The 18,256-nt window shown below is 54.4% G+C and carries 14 protein-coding genes; 11 read left to right on the top strand and 3 right to left on the bottom strand.

The window, feature by feature from the left end:
* On the top strand, nucleotides 1-380 hold a 380-nt coding region (locus KDK15_RS01665; protein ID WP_257293628.1), incomplete at its 5' end, for a hypothetical protein.
* On the opposite strand, the gene KDK15_RS01660 is transcribed toward KDK15_RS01665, so the two are convergent.
* Entirely contained in the window at nucleotides 377-859 is a 483-nt protein-coding gene (locus KDK15_RS01660; protein WP_257293627.1) for a DUF29 domain-containing protein, read from the bottom strand. The two genes, KDK15_RS01665 and KDK15_RS01660, sit on opposite strands and share 4 nt — an antisense overlap.
* A complete protein-coding gene (locus tag KDK15_RS01655; protein WP_257293626.1) occupies nucleotides 856-1,347 on the bottom strand; it encodes a DUF29 domain-containing protein in 492 nt (163 codons plus the stop codon). The genes KDK15_RS01660 and KDK15_RS01655 overlap by 4 nt, the downstream gene beginning before the upstream one ends.
* Before the next feature lie 44 nt (nucleotides 1,348-1,391).
* Between KDK15_RS01655 and KDK15_RS01650 the strand changes: the two genes are divergently transcribed.
* From KDK15_RS01650 to KDK15_RS01605, 10 genes are all read left to right on the top strand, one after another.
* Nucleotides 1,392-3,197, top strand: a complete 1,806-nt coding sequence (locus tag KDK15_RS01650) for a hypothetical protein (RefSeq protein WP_257293625.1) — start codon at nucleotides 1,392-1,394, stop codon at nucleotides 3,195-3,197.
* Between the two features lie 134 nt (nucleotides 3,198-3,331).
* Nucleotides 3,332-3,505 carry a hypothetical protein gene (locus KDK15_RS01645; RefSeq protein WP_257293624.1) on the top strand — a complete coding sequence of 58 codons (174 nt, stop codon included), beginning with the start codon at nucleotides 3,332-3,334 and terminating at the stop codon, nucleotides 3,503-3,505.
* A 2-nt stretch (nucleotides 3,506-3,507) separates the two neighbouring features.
* The gene (locus tag KDK15_RS01640) at nucleotides 3,508-4,389 is read left to right on the top strand and encodes a hypothetical protein (RefSeq protein WP_257293623.1); all 882 of its coding nucleotides are present in this window, start codon (nucleotides 3,508-3,510) and stop codon (nucleotides 4,387-4,389) included.
* 23 nt (nucleotides 4,390-4,412) lie between these two features.
* Nucleotides 4,413-5,489, top strand: coding sequence for a hypothetical protein (locus tag KDK15_RS01635; RefSeq protein ID WP_257293622.1), 1,077 nt, complete (start codon nucleotides 4,413-4,415; stop codon nucleotides 5,487-5,489).
* Nucleotides 5,490-5,624: 135 nt separating this feature from the next.
* The gene (locus KDK15_RS01630) at nucleotides 5,625-6,467 is read left to right on the top strand and encodes a hypothetical protein (protein ID WP_257293621.1); all 843 of its coding nucleotides are present in this window, start codon (nucleotides 5,625-5,627) and stop codon (nucleotides 6,465-6,467) included.
* On the top strand, nucleotides 6,428-6,847 hold the full coding sequence (locus KDK15_RS01625; RefSeq protein ID WP_257293620.1) for a hypothetical protein: 420 nt from the start codon (nucleotides 6,428-6,430) through the stop codon (nucleotides 6,845-6,847). Before KDK15_RS01630 ends, KDK15_RS01625 begins: the two co-directional genes overlap by 40 nt.
* Complete coding sequence (locus KDK15_RS01620; protein ID WP_257293619.1) at nucleotides 6,848-7,585, top strand: hypothetical protein; 738 nt, start codon at nucleotides 6,848-6,850, stop codon at nucleotides 7,583-7,585.
* A 17-nt stretch (nucleotides 7,586-7,602) separates the two neighbouring features.
* Nucleotides 7,603-9,801 carry a hypothetical protein gene (locus KDK15_RS01615; protein ID WP_306800199.1) on the top strand — a complete coding sequence of 733 codons (2,199 nt, stop codon included), beginning with the start codon at nucleotides 7,603-7,605 and terminating at the stop codon, nucleotides 9,799-9,801.
* A 90-nt stretch (nucleotides 9,802-9,891) separates the two neighbouring features.
* Nucleotides 9,892-15,303, top strand: a complete 5,412-nt coding sequence (locus tag KDK15_RS01610) for a JAB domain-containing protein (RefSeq protein WP_257293618.1) — start codon at nucleotides 9,892-9,894, stop codon at nucleotides 15,301-15,303.
* A 51-nt stretch (nucleotides 15,304-15,354) separates the two neighbouring features.
* A complete protein-coding gene (locus KDK15_RS01605) occupies nucleotides 15,355-17,535 on the top strand; it encodes an LPD38 domain-containing protein (protein ID WP_257293617.1) in 2,181 nt (726 codons plus the stop codon).
* A 74-nt stretch (nucleotides 17,536-17,609) separates the two neighbouring features.
* On the opposite strand, the gene KDK15_RS01600 is transcribed toward KDK15_RS01605, so the two are convergent.
* Nucleotides 17,610-17,777 (bottom strand): hypothetical protein, encoded by a 168-nt coding sequence (locus tag KDK15_RS01600; RefSeq protein ID WP_257293616.1) that lies wholly within the window; start codon nucleotides 17,775-17,777, stop codon nucleotides 17,610-17,612.
* Nucleotides 17,778-18,256: the final 479 nt, after the last annotated feature.

The raw sequence follows: 18,256 nt of genomic DNA, 5'->3' as shown, positions 1-18,256 counted from the left end.
CGGACAGCGGCACCTTTACCGAACTCGGCACTTACGCTGATGCCTGTTACCGTGACCTTCAGGACGACAGCCTGTATCTGGCCATTGGCAATACCATCAAGGCATGGGACAAAGGGGCAACACTGATGCCTTATCGGTGGCGCAGCAAAGTATTTCAAGGCAAGCCTGCCCTGTTCAGTTCGGCAAGGATCATGGCCGATAGTTATAACGATCTGGTGCTGCGGGTATTTCGGGATGAACAGCAAATTCTGGAACTGCCGGTCACCTCTGACCGGGACTTCCGTTTACCCGCAGGCCGGGGCAGTCGCTGGCAGTTTGAGTTGGCAGGTACTGATACGGTGACCGCCGTGATTGTGGCCAGCTCGATGGCAGAGCTTTAAGGGTACAAATCCAGCGACATCAGTTGTTCAAAAGTCCAGGGGCAAGTATCGGGAAAGCTGCTGGCCGTCAGCCGTTTATGGGGAGAGTGAATGTATTTGTTCATCTGTCCAACAGCTTCTGCCCTGGCCATTGGATAGCTTTGCGCAATAACATCCGTCAGATGATGCTTCAGGGATGGGCTGTCTGCCAAGAGGTCGGTAATGTCGCTGCGAGGATTGTTGATACTCGGCAGCCAGGTATGAATCACCTTATCCTGCACCCAGGGGTCTTGAAGCACCCGAAGCTGATAGTCCACTTTCAAGAGATGCAGTATTAAAATTTTCAAACCGGACTTTAGGGAACGACGGTTGTTTTTCACGGCTTGCCCTAATTCTTCCAGCAGGTTTTTTATATCAAGCCGATCAAGCTGGCCGGATTGTAAAAACTGTTTTTGCTGCTCTGCCCATTGCTCATAGTCGGTATCATAAAGATTGTTCATGGCAGCCAGTCCTCGTCCAGCAGTTGTTCTTGTTGCCACGGGCAGGTGTCGGGGAAGCTGGCTTCGGTAAGCCACTGGGCTTTGGGCAGGTAGTTGTTCATCTGCCTGATAGCGCTGTTTTTGGCAGCGGGATAAACCGTACCCACCATATTGGGTATCTCCCGTTTCAGCGATGGGCTTAATTGCAACAGCAGGTTCATCTGGTCCCGTGCATCGCTGATGGAATCTGTCCAGCTACGAAACTGTTGTGGCTCATGGCGTTGTGGGTTAAGGACTGTCATTTGGTAATGGTGTTTGAGCAGGTGGGTCAGCAGGTGCAACACCTGCGATAGCATGGCGTGGCGGTTATTGGCCATCACTTCCCCCAGTTCCTCTAACAGATTGTCAATATCCAGCCGTTCAAACTGGCCGGTACGCAGCAGTTCTTTTTGTTGTTCGGCCCATCGGTGGTAGTCGGTGTCGTAGAGATTGTTTTTGCTGTTCTGCATTGCCTGCATCCTTTTTATTTACTGTTCACCATTTTAGGTTACCCATGGCCAAATTTCCCGCGCTGCCCGCCAGCGTAGACCGCTACGTGCGCGAGTTCCTGAACCGCCTGGCTGGTCGCAGCGGCAATGCCGGAGACAAGGCAGTCCTGCACAGCGAGCTGGCTGAACTGGGACTGGCCGAAGAAATAGGCCAGCGGTTAAGTTTGCCTGCCTCTGCTGTGGGGGCCATTACCGATACCTTGAAACCGGTTCAGCCAGAAATTACGGTCCCGGTTGATGGTGGTGATGGTGAAGTAATAGCACCGGATGCACCCACCGCTGCCACCGGCCTGTCCACCAACGGCATCTTCGGTGCCGTAATCCTGCAATGGGATGCCCCGGCCTACAACGGTCATAATCACACTGAAGTGTGGCGAGCACAAATAGATGACCGTGAGCAGGCTTCTCTGGTCCATGAGGCCAGTGGCAGCCGCTATACCGATGTGACCGGCAATACTGTCCAGCACTATTACTGGGTGCGCCACGTCAACAGTGGCGGTCAAGTGGGCGGTTTTAACGCACTGGCCGGAACAGCGGGTCAGGGAACGGCCATTATCAATCTGGCCGACCTGATACTGGAAAGCCCGGAGCTGTCCGAACAGCCGTTTTCGGTGCGCAATATCGGCACCGAACAAGCGCCGCAATACGTGCTGATCTTCAACGGCTATCTGGCAGTGAACGGACCGGTGAATATCAGCCAGCTCAAATCTGGTGAATTACAGGATGGCACGGCTTTAACCGTAGGACGTGGTTCCATTGAACTGAGTACCGGCACCGATGGTTTTGGTCAGATGGTGATTACTGGCAGTGGTGGCATTGCCAACAATGATTATCTGCTGCTGAAAGAGGGGCGGATTGAGTCCTTTATCTATTCCGAAACCGCCGGTCATATTCGCTATAAAGAGGTACGCAGGACGGAAAGCGGAGTAGCGACCAATGGCCAGGAAGTTGTGATTCCTGCCTATTTCAAGGCCATGCCAACGGTTAACCTCTACCCCCGTGACATTACGGTCTATAACGCAGACTACCCCGACCAGTCCCAGCGGTTGGAAATGGATCACAGCGTACCCCAGCCCCACCCCAGTATTGAGGGAGCATGGGTGTTTACTCCCTACGCCCGATTGCTGCTGGCCGATGGCACCAAAACCGATGGCAGCGGCAAGACCTATCTGGGCAGCAGTAACAGCCGATGGTGGGCGGTGTATAACACCGACCAGGTGAAGAAAGTGACGGTCAACTGCCGTGTAGCCAGCCATCGTTCCACCGGTGAATCAACGGGCTACCAGAACCGCAAGGCCACTCTGACCCTGGAGTATCGTCCCGATGGCAGCGATTGGATCACCAGTGAATCAACCAGCGTCGATATTAACGAGTTTGAAACCCACGTATTGCAAGTCAGCAAAACCCTCACCCAGGCCAATTACGATATTGCCGTATCTCTGACAACGGAAGATCGGGAGGGGACGTTTACCAGTGGGTCGATTGATTATGAGTATGATCAGCGGGGTAAACTCGGCACGGCTCTGGATGTCACATTAAGCCCGGAGTGGTACGCAGAGTCTGCAACTTACGACATTACCATCAACAATCACGAACTCAGCGGCTGGGAAATTACCCGCATTGAATACACGGCCACGGTGGATATAAACATAGTGGTAAAAAACCTGTTCTACAGCGCCACTACTGGCGGGCTCATCAAAGGTCGGGTCAGGGTTAAACTGCCCGATGGCGCTCTGGCGGTCATCAAACCTATGAAGAAACCACCCATCACGACCAGGTTCTCACGGATGGAGACCTTAACCAACGGATAGTCGAGTACCAGAATATTTTGCTCAGTTGGGCTGACACTACTTATTTAGACGGGAAAGTCCATCCACCGATAGAGGTGTGGTGTGAGAGAGCCGGACATAGATATATAGGTATAGAAGGGCTAAAGCCCAGCAGCTTGGCCAATATCTACGTCAGAAGCATCAGAGCCACGGTTTACTACCGCAGGCCCAGATCCATCAGTACCTCCCCCGTTAACACCTTTTACTGGGACAGCACCAGCTACGATCTGGGGGCTACCGATGTCAGTCTGACTGACGCCATTATTCACTGGACAGCTACAGGAGAATAACTATGGGCATACAAACATCGCAGGGAATCATGCGTTATGGAAGGCCCAGTGGGGCCGCTGGTTCGGGGTTGGAGCCCGGCAGTGCCTATCAGGTAAGCCTGGATCAGATGGGGACATTTAATACCTTCTCTCTGGGCTCAAGTACCTGGCCAGGGAAGAATAATGCTCAGCCAGCAATGCCCGACATCGCCCCTCGCTACGCCTACGACGATCAAGACGGCACTCATCAACTGAATATTGAAGCAGCGACTGATGCGGCAGACACCCTCAAGGAATACGGCGACAAGCTGTTTGATGTATTCGATAACTACCAGCCTAATTTTCAGTACCTGGGCGACAATGCCACGGTATCTGATGCCCAGCTCCAGAGCAGGTTAGGTGAAGCCAGCAGCGATTATCAAGCCAATGCTGACCTGCAACAGGCGGAGTATGAACGGGATATGCGCCGGATGGGCGTTAATCCTAACTCGGCACGGTTTGCCGGTTTTGGTACCAGCAATGCCCTGCACAAGGTGGCGGGACTCTCGGCCATCCAGAATCAGGTACGTGATACCGCCAGGGAAGAAAGCTGGAACCGCAATCTCGATGTAGCAGAACTGGGACTGGATACCGCCAAAGTGGCCACCGATGGGGTCAGCAGTGCCGCCAATGTCTACAAGCTGGCAGCGGATATGTTTACTGACAACAAGATCAAGTATGACCAGCTTAACGAAGCGGCCCGCCAGTACGATCTCGGTTACGGCTTCAAGCAAGATGAGATGAAGCTGGCGGCACAGAACCAGGCATTTAACCAGGGACTGCAACGATGGCAGCACGGCATATTGCAGACCTATGAAAATAACGGCCAACCCAACTACCGGGAAAGTTTTGGGTACGGCATTTAATTTAAGGGCAGGAGAGCGCCATCATGTATATCGGATCGGACGGCAGGGTTTACCAGAACAAATTCGAGTCACTGGGCCATGGCACCAAAATGCCCGGTTATGCCGATGAGCAGGACGCCATCAATCAGCGCCTCGGAGAGCTGCGCAGACGGCAGCAGGAATACAACGGTGTGCAACAGCAACAGGCATTGACCCAGCAATCCATCAACAAGAACGATACCGACCTGTTCTATGACCGCCAGCGCCAGCACGATGAACTAGTCAACCGGCAGTATGGGATCGGTCAGACCGGCGGGCAGGCGCCCGCGCCGTCAGCGCCACAAGGCAGGCAGGCCGGTTATGGTATGCCCATGGAGAGAAAGGAAACGGTGGCCAGCCCGCTGACGCAGGATGCCGGTAAGCTGAACCGGATGTTGCAAAAGTACCATCAGGGGCAGGCCCCACAGGATGCAGAGGATGCTATTAACTTTATCAACCAGCACCCCAGTATTAAGGCAGATAACGTATCCACCATCCGAATGAACCACAGCGACCGCAACGAAGACCCGCTGGTCAGCCTGCTCAATGACAACGGCGATCCAATCAAGCAGTTCTATCTCAGCTCCCTGTCCAACCTGAACAACTTTGCCGGTCAACGGCAGCAAACCTATGACCCCGGCAATAAGGGCGTCGGCGATGTCGGCAAGTTGATGGAGCAGCTTATGCCCATGGCTGAAGCCATGGCTACCCAGTTACTGGCCGGTCAGAACCTGAAACCGGACGAACTGTCCATGCTCAAGCCCCCAGCCGTCAGGGCCGCACTGGACCAGTTGATGAAGCCCTACCAGCCCCGCAACCCCGGTTATCAGAATGGGCAGACGCAATACCAGAACGATAACCCGGACTTTGACCTGTTTGGTCCCAGAGGGGCAGAGGCGGCTCCCAAAGAAAAAACCTATCAGGATGTCATTGATGAACTGGTTGGAGCACCGCCGCCACCTCCTGCCGTACCATCAACCCCTGTTCCAAAACGGGGTTATGGCCGTAGCCCTGCTCCTATCCCATGCGCAGGGCTCCCAGCACTTTCCTCGACTTCAACCCCGTTTATGGTCGCTAACTGACCACCGATCACCGACCACCGACCACTGTCACGGACGACCCTATGAACTGGCACGATTTTATTGCAACGCCTGCCTACCAGCAGGCCAATGACGCCGAAAGGGAGCAACAGCGCCAGCAGTACTGGCAGCAGCATATTGCCCCCCCATGTACCGGATGAGCACTACGTAGACGCCTACTTCCAGTTTAACCAGCGCACCAAGCCACGGGGCAACCCGGGCAGCGGTGTGCTCGGTGATATGGGGGATGCCTTTTTACACGGTGCTTATCAGGGTTCTGCCGATCTGGTGTCCGGTGTTGACCGGGTGTTTGGCGGTAATGGCCAAAATGCCCCCGCCAACTGGCTGCGCAAAAAGGCCGAGCAGCAAATTGACGATATGTCTCCCTCTGCCGGTCAGGCATTGCAGGGCTTCAATATTGGCACGCAACCCGATGGCCGTTTTGGTTTCAGTGACCAGAGTACGTGGGCCGTTGCCGGTCTGGGTATTGTCTCCGGGTTGGGCTCGCTGATCCCTTCCATGATCCCCGGTGGAGCCGTAGGCCGGGGCTTGAGTCTGGGGGGCAAGGCGCTGGCCGGTGTCGGCAACAAGGCAATGGCCGCCGGTGCGGGCAGGGCGGCCAGTGTGGGAACGCTGGCCGAAGCCCGTGGAGTACAGGGGGTGGCCAATACCATTGACAAGGTAGGCAATCATACCGGGTATGGACTGACCGGCGGTGCCATGATCGGTGGCGCTGCGGCGGAAGGTGCAAAAAATGCCATCCTGAATCTTGGCTATGAGGACCTGAAAGACAATCCCCGGTTCCAGGAACTCTACCAGCAGACCTATGAGCAGGCAGGGGGGGCGATACCCGCCTACCCTTTGAGCAGGCCAAGGCACTGCTGGCCGAAGAAGCGGCACAAGCTGCCTTCCTGCCGGGTGTGGGTGTGGGTGCGCTGTCCATGGGCATCGGTGGCCCTGCCCTGGAAAACATTATTCTGAAAAACGCTGGCACCCGTGGCGCTAATGCCCTGAAAGGTTTGCTGACTGAAGGAACCCAAGAGTTCGGTGAAGGCTACGGCCAGCAGATGGCCGAGAACTATGGCCAGCAGCAGGCCGGACAGAATGTTGGCCTGACCGATAATGCCCTGGGGCAGGCCGTGACCGGTATGGTGATCGGTGGTCCGGTGGGTGGTCTGGTGGGTGGCCTTGGCCGGGTACGGAACCCGGAGAAGGTCAGTGCCAATCAGGAAAAACTGAACGACCTGATGAGTCAGAACCAGACCCTGCAAGACCAGATGCAGGAACCCAACGCCGACCAGACCATGCTGGCGGAACAACTGCGGCAGAACTCGCTGGCCATTGCCAATCTGGAGAGCTGATTGCAGCATCATGGCGAGCAGATGCCGCAGGCCGAAGCACAGGCCGCGCCGGAAGGCTGGGCAGAGCATCACCAGGGCTATACGGACCCACTGACTGGGCAGTACCACCCGCCTGATCCGAAGATGGATGTTCCTACAGGGTGGGATGACCATAACCCGAACGATCCTCCCGGTGGTGGCGGTGTGTCCGACAACCCGAATGCCGGGCCGCAGGATTTCAGTGGTTACGACCCTCAGGACGGGGGAAGTGCCACCAAGCGCCGGGAGCGCGACTGGTATGATCAGCCAGCCTGGCAGCGTAACCGACCCGGTAACCCGGCAGAGGCTGTACGGTTTGGCCAGCGCTACGTAGAGACTGCCGACCCCGCTAACAACATGGAGCAGCCGAGCCAGTGGCAGGGGCGAACCGTTGGGCAGGAGGGGCAGTACCCTCCAGGCAGCCAATGGATACCCGCACTGTGGGTATGCCTGAACAGGAGCAGCAGCCGGTACCAGAGAAGAACCGCTGGAAGAACCGAACCGTTACCAGAGAAAAGTCTCAGCCAGTCGAACCCCGACAACAAGCCCTGCCCCATTATCCGCAAGCCGACTTTACCGGCAACCGCCATGGCACCGTGTCTGCCGATGCTGAAGCCGTACAGCAGGACAGCCAACAGCGCCGTGCTGACCAGATCAACAAGGCACCCAGCCAGCACCCTGGCTCCCCGGAGTATAACGGCGACCCCGATCAGGACCTGACCAGCTACACCGAACGGATGAACAGCCTGAACCGTCTATTTCGTTCGTTCAACTGGCGCAAAGGGGATACAGGCAAGAAGCGCCGCGTCCGCAGACTGATCGAGAACCAGCGCAATCTGGAAATGAAAGCCCGTAAAGGTGGCCGGGGCTTTACGCCGACCTCCATGCAAGAGGCACTGGCCAACCTGAAGGCCATGGTAGAAAGCGGGGAAGGTATCCGTTTTGAACGGGAAGTGCAGGCCATCGAGGCTCGCCAGCGGCAGGAAGGGATGCAGTTGACCCCGCAGCAAAAGTCAGGAACCCCATCTGGAAAAAAGCCGGTACTGGGCAAGGCCGACGAAACGGTGATGGCCGATGAACGGGAAGTCAGCACACAGTATGCCCTCTATGAACAGTCCGACCTGATCACCAGCCACAACGACACCGGCAAGGTCAACCCGGACTACCCGGCAGAACTGCAACCCAGGGACCGGGCAAGGCAGGCCAGTGAAACCCAGATCCGGGGCATTGCCAGCAAGCTGAACCCAAAGAAACTTAGCGCTAACCCGCTGGCCAGCAGTGGCGCGCCGATCATCGGCAGTGACCGGGTGGTGGAAAGCGGCAATGGCCGGGTATCTGCAATCCGCAAGGCATACCGCCTTTATGGGGACCGGGCTGAAGCCTACCGCCAGTACCTGAAGGATAACGCTGATGCCTTTGGCCTGAAGCCGAAGGACATTGACGGGTTCAAAGAACCGGTACTGGTGCGTCAGCGTCAGGGCGAGCTGGACACTGACCAGCGGGTATCTTTCACCAAGGAGGCCAACAAGTCCGAAACCGCTACGATGTCCCCGGCGGAGAAAGCCAAGCTGGACGCCAGCCGCATTACCCAGGAAGACCTGAGCAGCTTTGATACCGATGGTACCGGCGACCTGCTGCACCGCAGCAATGATACGTTCCTTGCCCGGTTCGCTGACCGGCTCGGAGATGAAGCCGCAGAGCTGAAGACCAGAGAGGGTAACTGGAATAAGCAGATGCGCGACCGGGTAGAGTCGGCTCTGTTTATGAAAGCCTACGATGATGAACGGTTGAACGGCCTGTTTGCCGAGGATGACAAGCCGGACCTGAAGAACCTGATCAAGTCGCTGGCCATGGCGGCACCGCACTTTGCCAAGGCCAAGGGTATTGATCCCGAGCTCGGCAACTATGGCGTGATCGAATCCCTGGTGGAAGCCAGCAGAATTCTGCAAGACAGTCGCAACCGTGGCCAGTTCGTAGATGAAATACTGGACCAGCGTTCCCTGCTGGACAGCTTCAGCCCGGAAACTGAACTGTTCGCCCGCTGGCTCGATGCCAACCTGAACAAGTCAAAGCAGGTGGGGCAGGCACTCTCTGAACTGGCCAGCCAGATTGAGCAGTACCTCCAGAAGCAGGGGCAGGCCGGTGGGGATATGTTTGGCAGCGAAGATGCTACGCTGAATGATCTGATCGACCAGACCAACCGACAACTGGAGAGAGACTATGGCGACAAGAGCACACCGATCAAGGACCCGGCAGCGCCCCGGCAAACCGGACCTGTTCAAGATGCTGAAGGCAGCAACGGAAAAGGTGAACCGGGAGAACCCGCAGGGCGAGCAACTGAGTCTGCCAGAGAAGCCCAAAGGGATGAAGTAGACGACCTGCTCGATGCCGTTGACGATGGCACCCTGGACAGCGATGAATGGACGGATGATGATTTTGCCGGGATTGAGGAAGGCAAAGGCAAGTACAACAGCCGCAATGCGCCTCACTACTCGGTGCCTGGGATCAAGAGTCTGGGCGGTGCGGAACGGGCAGCCGTCAAGCGGTATCTGGATGGCCGGGAGGATAAGGCTGGTATTGTCGCACGGCTGAAGAAGCTGGCCGATACTCCCTGGGCAAGGAAGACCGTGCAGTCCATGCTGATCCGGCAGACCATTGATGATCTGGTGGCCGGGCGGGAGGTGGATTACCGGTCGCTGTTGTCAGAAAAAAGCAATGCCTCAATGCTCAAGGATTTAAAAGAGGGGGGTAAAGTTGGACTATGGCACTATCTCCATAGGGAAGACCTGTTAGGTCATGCCGGGAAGCCAGAAAACAGCATTAACGGCAGTTTTGTGGATTGCCTGCCTAGCCGTGACTGCGCCTCATTCTGCTACGCCACCAAGGGTAATTACCGATTCAGTAACCCGCTGATCAAGTCGGAGCTGGTGAATTAGGCCGTAGAGAAAGACCCGGTAAGAGCTGCCAATATTGCCTCAAACAATTACAAGGCCACTGCTGAATATTATCAGAATAAAGCCCTGCGAATGTTTGATATGGGCGATGGCTCCATGGCATGGCTGCCCTTTATCAAAGAGATGAACAAGGAAGGTATTCGCCACCAGATATTCAGCAAGAACCCGGACTTTCTTAAGCAGGTGCCAGAGGTGAACTGGCGAGCCCTGTCGGTGGATAACAGCAATTTTGAACTGGCAGCACAACATCTTGATCTGGAACTGGCGGTGGTATTTGACGGCCAGAAGAACGGTATCGACTTTGTACGGTCTAACCTTGACCGGATACTGGTAATACTGCCCATTAAACACGGGCAAAAAGTGTTGGGCGATAAGGCCACCCTGCGCCGTATGCTAGGGCTGGACGCAATGAAAAGGGTCTGCCCTATTGATGGCGGATGGAAAAAGATTAAGCACCCTACCGAGCCAAAGAAAAACTTTAACTGTACCTCTTGCGACAAATACGGAGGAATGGGTTGCTTCCATGGCAATGTCACCAGCAAGGTAATGAAGGCTGCCACAGCAGACCCCCATGAAAAAAACCTGAAACAACTGAAAGAGGAAATAGAGAATGACCCTGACAAATTCGGAGGCAAAGAGAGCGCGGCAGAGTTGCTTGGAAACCTGGGCAAAATCCGATCTGCGCTACGGGCATCTGTTGACTCCAGAGCAGAAGAAGCAGATGCAGGCAGCAAGGGACAAGATACTGAAGGCACAATCCGACTTCGACAAATTGATGAACCAGGGGGCGAGTACGACCCACAGGGACGGGGGAAGTCCCGCAGAGCGCAGGAGCGCGAACGGGGCCGAGCCGGAGAAAACGAAAAACAAAGCGGAGTAGAAGAACGCAAGCGCCGTGGCAAAAAATCTGATCTGAAAGACGCCGGTCAGAAAGACCTGTTCGCCTCCCCTGATCTGTCCGGAGAAGAACGCAAACAGCAAATCATCGAGAACCAACGTGTTCTGGTTAAGCACGTTGAAACCGGCACCATAAGGGCAGGCACCGACACCATCCACACCCACGACGACCTTGCCCACTTCATCGCCCCGATCCGCAAGCTGGCGCAGGAGGAAATGTACGCCATTGTGCTCGATGGCAACGACAAGGTGATCAATGTCATCAAGCACAGCAAGGGGCAGAAAGCCTCCGCCTCCGTGTCACCTTGGACACTGGCCGGTGCAGTGGTTGCCACACCGGATGCCAAAAGCGTCTGGTTTGCCCATAACCATCCATCCGGTGATCCAACCCCCAGTACCTCCGATGTGCATATTACCCACAGCCTGAACGATGTGCTGGACGGCAGTGGCGTAGTGAATATGGGTCATGCTGTGGTGGGTATCACCGGCCACGCCAGGATTATGGATGCCGATGGCACGGTGCAGACGGGAACGGTGGCACCTAAGCGCATGGCTCGCAATAAAGCATTCCCGATTACCGAACGGAAACTGCGCTTTAACCGGCCTCACATCAACTTCAGCTCACCGGAAACGGTGCGACCCTTTCTGGATACGATCAGTCGCAATGCCGTGGTATTGCTGGACGCCAAATATAATGTCACCGGCGTCCTGTCATTGTCTGACAGCGATCTGAAGACCCTGCGACACCCCACGGACAACCCGGCGGCTGCCCGGATTATGACGGCACTGGACAGCACCAACAGTTCGTCGGTCATCCTGAAAAGCAGTGGTTCGCCACTGGCCATGAAAGGCACCCGGAACCTGATCAACTTTTTCAACCGGGGCGACCGGATTAATGTGCTGGATCACTTTACCGGCAAGGATGGTGACTACCAGTCAGCCGCTGAACAAGGCTTCCCCAACCTGAACGAGGGAGGCTCCTTCTACGCCCTGCGCAAAGACACCAACGCCAAAGGCATCCAGTCCGGCCCTCTGCGGCTGAAGCTGAAGCCGCTGGAGCAGAAACTCAATCAGGCCATCCATGTATTGCAGTCTGAAACCGAACTGCCCTCACACCTTTACCGGAAGGTCATCAGCGACAAGGCACAAGGCAGGGTGCGGGGAATGTTTGACCCGGACACGGGCGACACCTACCTGATCGCTGCCAACCTAGACAATGTGGGCGAGGCAACCCGTACCGTGCTCCATGAACTGGTGGGCCATAAAGGCGTCCGTGGTTTGCTGGGCAAGCGACTTGATACCGTGCTCGATGAAATCCACCGGGATATGAGCGACCGGCTGAAGCAGGCACTGGCCAAACGCTACGCCCGGCAGATGGAAGGCAAGAGCGAAGCGGAAGGCAACCGGATCGTTGCTGAGGAATACCTGACACACCTAGCGGAGAAAGATCCGAAGAACGGCCTGTTGACCAAAGTGGTCAGCATGATCCGCAACGCCTTGCGCCGGTTGTTCCCCAGTATCAAGTGGACCGATGCCGATGCGGTGGAGTTGCTCAGTGCGGCCCGTGGTCACCTGAAGCGCAATGGCAGCTTTAACCCCAACGGCCCGAAAGGCAATCGCTATAACGATGCTGGCCGTGCGCCCACTTTTTACTCTGCCGGGGAACGCAGTGCCGCCGCAGTGAAGTCGGACAAGCTGCCTGCCCAGAACTGGCTCAATGCCATTAAGAAAGGCAACAACGTGCAGGATGAGGAAATCCAGTGGATGGGGTTGGACCTGTGGCTGGCGGATAAGAAAGGGGAGAAGCTGACCCGCGCCGAGGTGCTGGAGTTTATCCGGCAGAATGAGGTGCGGATAGATGAAGACCTGAACGTGGACAGCTTTGATGAACAGGAGTTCGAAGACCGGCTGGAATCAAAGCAGCAGGATTTTATCCTTGGGCGCATTGACGATTATGAACACGGTTACTATCTGGAAGAACTGGGCGATGCCCTGGAAGATGCACGGGAGGCTTTGCGGGAGGATGAATACGACTTCCAGTATCAGGAACTGAAGAAGCGGTTTGAGGACGAAGACCTTAACGACCATGAAGTGGAAGCCCTGATGGACGACGATGGCGATCTGAACGAGTCTGCCCTGCACGAAGAAGCCCAATGGCGAGCTAATAACAGCGTCGATAATATGGACGACAAAGAGCTGGTACGGGATCACGTCAGCTATTCCGTTAGGGAAGACGCTGCACTGGAAGCCTGGGAGAACGACTACGAGTCTGACTATCGCAGTGATATGGAAGCAGAATTGCGGGATGAGTCCGATGTCCAGTACCGGCAATACGCCATGCAGGGTGGCGAAGATTATTCCGAGCTGATCCTGTTCCTTGATAACAACAAGACTGTGTTCCCTGCCGATCATCCGAACCATAAGAACCGGAACCCCATCACCGAAGAAGAAGCGGGCTATCTGAGCCAGGGCGTGTTGCCCAACGACTTGAAGGTGAATGATTCAGAGTGGGGAACGGAGTTCAGACATTACACCCTCTACCGTGTCGATGCTGATGGTAACAGAACCATTATCACCACCGGCCACGCCTCTGCAGCATCGGCCATTGCCGCAGCGGTCAGCGAACACCACTCCTTTGCCCGCTGGGAACAGGATGCCTACACCGATAGCCACTGGGGTGAGGCAGAAAATGCGCTGGCCCATGTGCGCTTCCAGACTTTTAATGAAAACGTCCATGGTCGTAATGAACGGATTCTGTTTATTGATGAAGTCCAGAGCGACTGGCACCAGCAGGGACGGGAACGAGGCTACCAGACACCCGAGACCATTAAAGCCAATGAGGAATGGATCAAAAAAATCGATGCTCTGAGAAAAGAAAAACGCGAAAAGACCAATGAAGAGCAGACCGTAGTCACTGAAATCTATATGACCAAAGACCGGCTGAACCTGCTGAATGAGCAAATGGCCAACGAAGAAGGCTGGAACGACTGGGGCGACGAAAAACTCAAGGAAAAACTGCAACCACAGATTGACCAGGCAAGGGCTGAACTCAAGGAACTTACCAAGCGCAAGGAGGCGTTGCTGGATCGACTAAGGCAGATAGAAACCGAACTGGAATCACTCTACAGCCATAACTCTGCTATGAATACCTATCGCATGAAGCCCGATGCTCCCCTGAAGGAAAACTGGCCCAATCTGGTAATGAAACGGATGATTCGCCACGCCGCTGAAGAAGGCTTTGACCGGATTGCCTGGAGCAACGCGGCACAACAGGTGGAGCGGTATCCAAGCCTCGGGCAGGTGGTGCAGGAACTGAAGGTAGAACCGGGTTTTGATAAAACAGGTCAGGTGTCTTACTTCAACCTGACTGTGACAGACAGGAATGATAACCGGCGCAATCACCGGGTTGTAGAAGCCGAGCTGGAAGCCTATGTGGGTAACCAGGTGGGTGCAAAAATCAGGGAACGTTCCGGTGAGATTCAGCGGTGGCTGAAGGAACGAGAAGCCAGTTATAAACTGCGCCGCATGGTTCACTTTGATAAGTATGAAATTATTGATGTGAACGGCGAGGTTATGCGCGACCAGTATGGCGATACGTTGCTTTTCAGGAGTAAAGAACGGGCTCAGGAATATTTAAAAGATCAGGTCTATGACCAGCATCAAGAATCGTTCACGATGGAAAACTTGGATGATGTGATCGGTGACAGTGGCGCAAGGGGCATGAAGGAGTTCTACGACAAGCGCCTGGCCAACTACATGAAGAAGTACACCAAAAAGTGGGGTGCCAGTCTGGAGCCTGTGGATATTCACTTCAATGGCTCACAATATCCTTTCGATACCAGGCCCGATACCGTCTGGTCAGTCACTGTGACTGACAAGATGAAAGACTCGGTACTGAAAGATGGCCAGCCCCTGTTTGCTCTTAAAAAAGGGGCTCGCAAAAAATCAGCGCGAAGTGACAAGGCACAACAACCGGACTCTTTCCGTTATGCTCTGAAAGATCTGCCTGATGAGGTTGCCGATGTCATCAGGCAGATTCACGGTGCAACCCAGCCCGAAAGTCCGATGGAACGGTTTAAAGCGTGGTGGGACTGGGAGCGCATTCAGCGAGAAATTAATCAGGGAGTGTTTAATCCCTATGCCGCCCTGGAACATAACGAGAAACTACTGAATAACGGCAAGTTGCTGGATGCTTCGCTCTCGGCCAGTAAGGCAGCATTTTTGACCCGTAACCTCGATGCCACCATGGAGGTGATGCTGCATAAAGGCACGCCAATGCTGAAAGACGGCAGTGTCATTATAAAGCCCGAAAGCAAAGGTCTGTTGGATCTGCTGAAGCCGGTTGCCCAGCGTAATGAACTGGAACTCTGGGAAACCTGGGCAGGCAGTGTTCGTGCCCGACGAATCATGGATGAAGATAAGGCTGCCAGAGCCAAGGGTAATCATTTACTGGCACAGGGACAGGCCATGAAGGAAGCTCTGGATGCCACAGCACCGGATAACTGGCAGGGAGGGCGAAGTGCCTGGAACCGAGCCATGAAGCAGGTCAATGAAGACCTGAAACTCGGCAAGGCTCTGAGCCAGTAAAACCGGGAGAACCTGTACGACGATAAGAAAATAAACACCATTCAGAACTGGGTGAATACTCAACCACAACTGCAGCAGCGGTTTGAACAGGTGAAGAAAGATTATCAGGCTCACAATAACGATCTGCTGGACTTTCTCACGGATGCCGGGCTGGTAGATAGAGAACTGCGCAAACTGTGGGACACCGACGACTATCTGCCGTTTAACCGGGTACATGATCTGGAAGATAAAGAGCAAAATGGCCCTCGCGCCAAACGGGGTCTGTCCGGGCAGAAGTCTGGTATCCAAAAACTGACGGGGGGCGTGGAGAAGATCAGCCCGCTGGAAGCGATGTACCGCAATACCCGTTCGATGATTGATGCGGCGTACAAAAATATCGCCATGCAGCGGATTGTGAAAGACGGTGTGGCGGTGGGTACCCTGGAACAGGTTGATGCTGCGATTCGTATAACCCACGACGATGTTCTCAATAAACTGCGGGAGATGGATCAGGACACTAATCTTACAGCAGCTCAGATGAGACGATGGAAAGCCCTGCTGTCGAAATACGCGGTTCTGGGGGAGGGTGCTGTCAGCGTTTCGGTGGAGGGTAAACAGCAAACCTATCTGGTGAAGGACGACCCGTTATTGCTGGCCTCCATTCAGGATCTGGGAGCCCCGACCCACAGCATCCTGATGAAACTGCTGGGGATTCCACGCAAGGTACTGACTGGTGCGGTGACATCGGTACCGGATTTTATGCTCCGCAATCTGTTGAAGGACACCATCTCTACGGCGGTGCATATTGCTCCAGAGGTCAATGGCAAACCATTAACCCTGAATCCACTGGCCGGTGCCGTACGAGGCTTCAGAAAATCCCTGAAGAACGATGAGACCCGCTGGGCCATGATGATGGGGGGCGGCAGTGGCAGCGGTTATTACTCGGTTAATTCCAATAATATCCGGAAAAAGCTGTCGCCGGATGAACAGAAAAAAGTCCTCAGTCGTACAAAGCAACTGATCGACCTTTGGCATCAGTTTGGTTCCCGCTTTGAGAACTCCAACCGTTTGCATGTCTATGAGCAGGTGATCAAGCAGGGCGGTTCACCGGCGGAGGCGGCTTATCAGTCCATAGACGTATTAAACTTTACCCGCAGCGGCCAGTGGCCCATCGTGCAGTTTCTGGTGCAGACCCTGCCATTTTTTAACAGCCTGTTGCAGGGAATGAACCGATTGTGGCGGGGCATAAAGCCGGGAGATAACTGGAACCGACAGTCGTTTTCATGGCCGGTCATCAGCCGGGGCCTGATGTATGGACTGGCTGCCTGGGCATTGATGCGCCACTACGAAGACGATGACCGGTACAAAGAACTGTCCGACCATGACAAGTTAATGTACCACCACTTCTGGATCGGAGAAGGGAATGATGGGCACTACCGGATACCCAAACCGTTTGAAGTGGGCGCTATCTTTGCCACCCTGCCGGAGATCATTACCCAGAGCCTGGATGGTAATGAAGATATGAAGTGGACGAAGGATATGCTCTATTCGCTGATAATGAGTACTTTTTCGCTGGAGTCCACACCCATCCCCCAGGCGATAAAGCCCATTTGGGAAGTGGCCGAGAACCGCGACCGGTTCCGGGACCAGCCCATTATTCCCATGCGGCTGCAGAATCTGAAGCAGGAAGCCCAGTTCGATCCCTACACCAGCGATACATTAAAAGAGCTGGTGCAGTACCTGCCGGAAGCCGCTCCGGACTGGATGCGATCACCGAAAAAACTGGAGCATTTGCTCAAGGGGTATTTCGGTACCCTGGGTGGTTATATCTTGATGGCCACCGATGCCATGACCCGGGAAGTGACCGACGCTGCTCGACGACCAAACCGCAACAAGCGTGATTATCCGGTGCTTGGGTCATTTATCCATGATGGTGTGAACAGCAGCAACCGTTACACCAGTGAGCTGTATGAAATGAACAGGGATGTGGAAGAGATTGCCGCCAGTATCAAACGGTATCAGGAGTCTGGTGACACCCAACGGGCCAGAAAGCTTGAGCAGTCACCGGCAATAAAACTACGCAACAAAGCAGGGCTTCAGAAGACCAGCCGTGAGATCAACAAGTTAAGGAAGGAGGTGAGAAAGGTCATGGAAGACCGACTGATGAGTCCGGACAATAAGCGACAAAGGATAAATATACTGAACCAGCGGATTAACCGGTTAGCAGTCGATGCGGTGAAACGGTATCGATAGTATCCAGTGGTGAGATCCTGTGCACAGGGACAGCGAACCCTGTGGCCAGAAACCGTAAGGCTTTGGGTTGGAGGTTAGTGGTTCGAATCAGAAGGTTTCGCTTCTTTCGGTGCTTTGGATTGCAGAGTGAAAAGGGCCAGAGTCAATGCTTCTTCGCTTTCAGGGAAAGAGAATTGGCAGCGATAGAGATAGGCAAGCATATTGGCAGCAGCCAGGTCGGTTCGGAATGTCGTTTGGTCCATTTACCACTTCCGTTGTTATGAGTTTATGGTGTTAAGGATGTTTGGCATCCTTGTAGTCCTATGGTGCATCATAAATATGGTTATGTATACAGTAAAAACTCTGGGTACTAATTGTGTTTCTTTCAGTATAGTGCTCAGCATATCGGTATCCTGTTGAATTCAATGAGAATAATTTCGTTCGAAAGCAGTAAAAGAATTTTAAAATCTTTGCAGTTTAGGTGTGATTCGGGTGTCTTGTACCCAGTGACCGTCGCATGCATAGTAAAGTGTTCAATATGGGAACTAATAGCGAGTTGGTAAACAAATACCACTGTAAACTGTTCGGTGGTACTATTTTATGCCTATGCAACTATACAATTGTCGTGCAAAAGGGGTTACTGGACTATTCCTGAAAATGTAGGGATGGGCGGTAGCGTGGGTGCGAGTAACTATTCAGTGAACCCAGCAAACCAGCTTACCAGACTGGTAAGGAATACCTG

The organism is Endozoicomonas sp. YOMI1 (assembly GCF_024606345.1).
GTDB lineage: Bacteria > Pseudomonadota > Gammaproteobacteria > Pseudomonadales > Endozoicomonadaceae > Endozoicomonas.
The sequence above is the reverse complement of the archived record's forward strand: the minus strand, read 5'-3'. Positions and strand labels throughout refer to the sequence as shown.

Excerpts from the sequence above, each read along its gene's own strand:
- KDK15_RS01635 (WP_257293622.1), top strand. The coding sequence starts at position 4,413 with ATGTATATCGGATCGGACGGCAGGGTTTACCAGAACAAATTCGAGTCA.
- KDK15_RS01615 (WP_306800199.1), top strand. The coding sequence starts at position 7,603 with ATGAACAGCCTGAACCGTCTATTTCGTTCGTTCAACTGGCGCAAAGGG.
- KDK15_RS01600 (WP_257293616.1), bottom strand. The coding sequence starts at position 17,777 with ATGGACCAAACGACATTCCGAACCGACCTGGCTGCTGCCAATATGCTT.
- KDK15_RS01610 (WP_257293618.1), top strand. The coding sequence starts at position 9,892 with ATGTTTGATATGGGCGATGGCTCCATGGCATGGCTGCCCTTTATCAAA.
- KDK15_RS01655 (WP_257293626.1), bottom strand. The coding sequence starts at position 1,347 with ATGCAGAACAGCAAAAACAATCTCTACGACACCGACTACCACCGATGG.
- KDK15_RS01640 (WP_257293623.1), top strand. The coding sequence starts at position 3,508 with ATGGGCATACAAACATCGCAGGGAATCATGCGTTATGGAAGGCCCAGT.
- KDK15_RS01625 (WP_257293620.1), top strand. The coding sequence starts at position 6,428 with ATGGGCATCGGTGGCCCTGCCCTGGAAAACATTATTCTGAAAAACGCT.
- KDK15_RS01660 (WP_257293627.1), bottom strand. The coding sequence starts at position 859 with ATGAACAATCTTTATGATACCGACTATGAGCAATGGGCAGAGCAGCAA.
- KDK15_RS01650 (WP_257293625.1), top strand. The coding sequence starts at position 1,392 with ATGGCCAAATTTCCCGCGCTGCCCGCCAGCGTAGACCGCTACGTGCGC.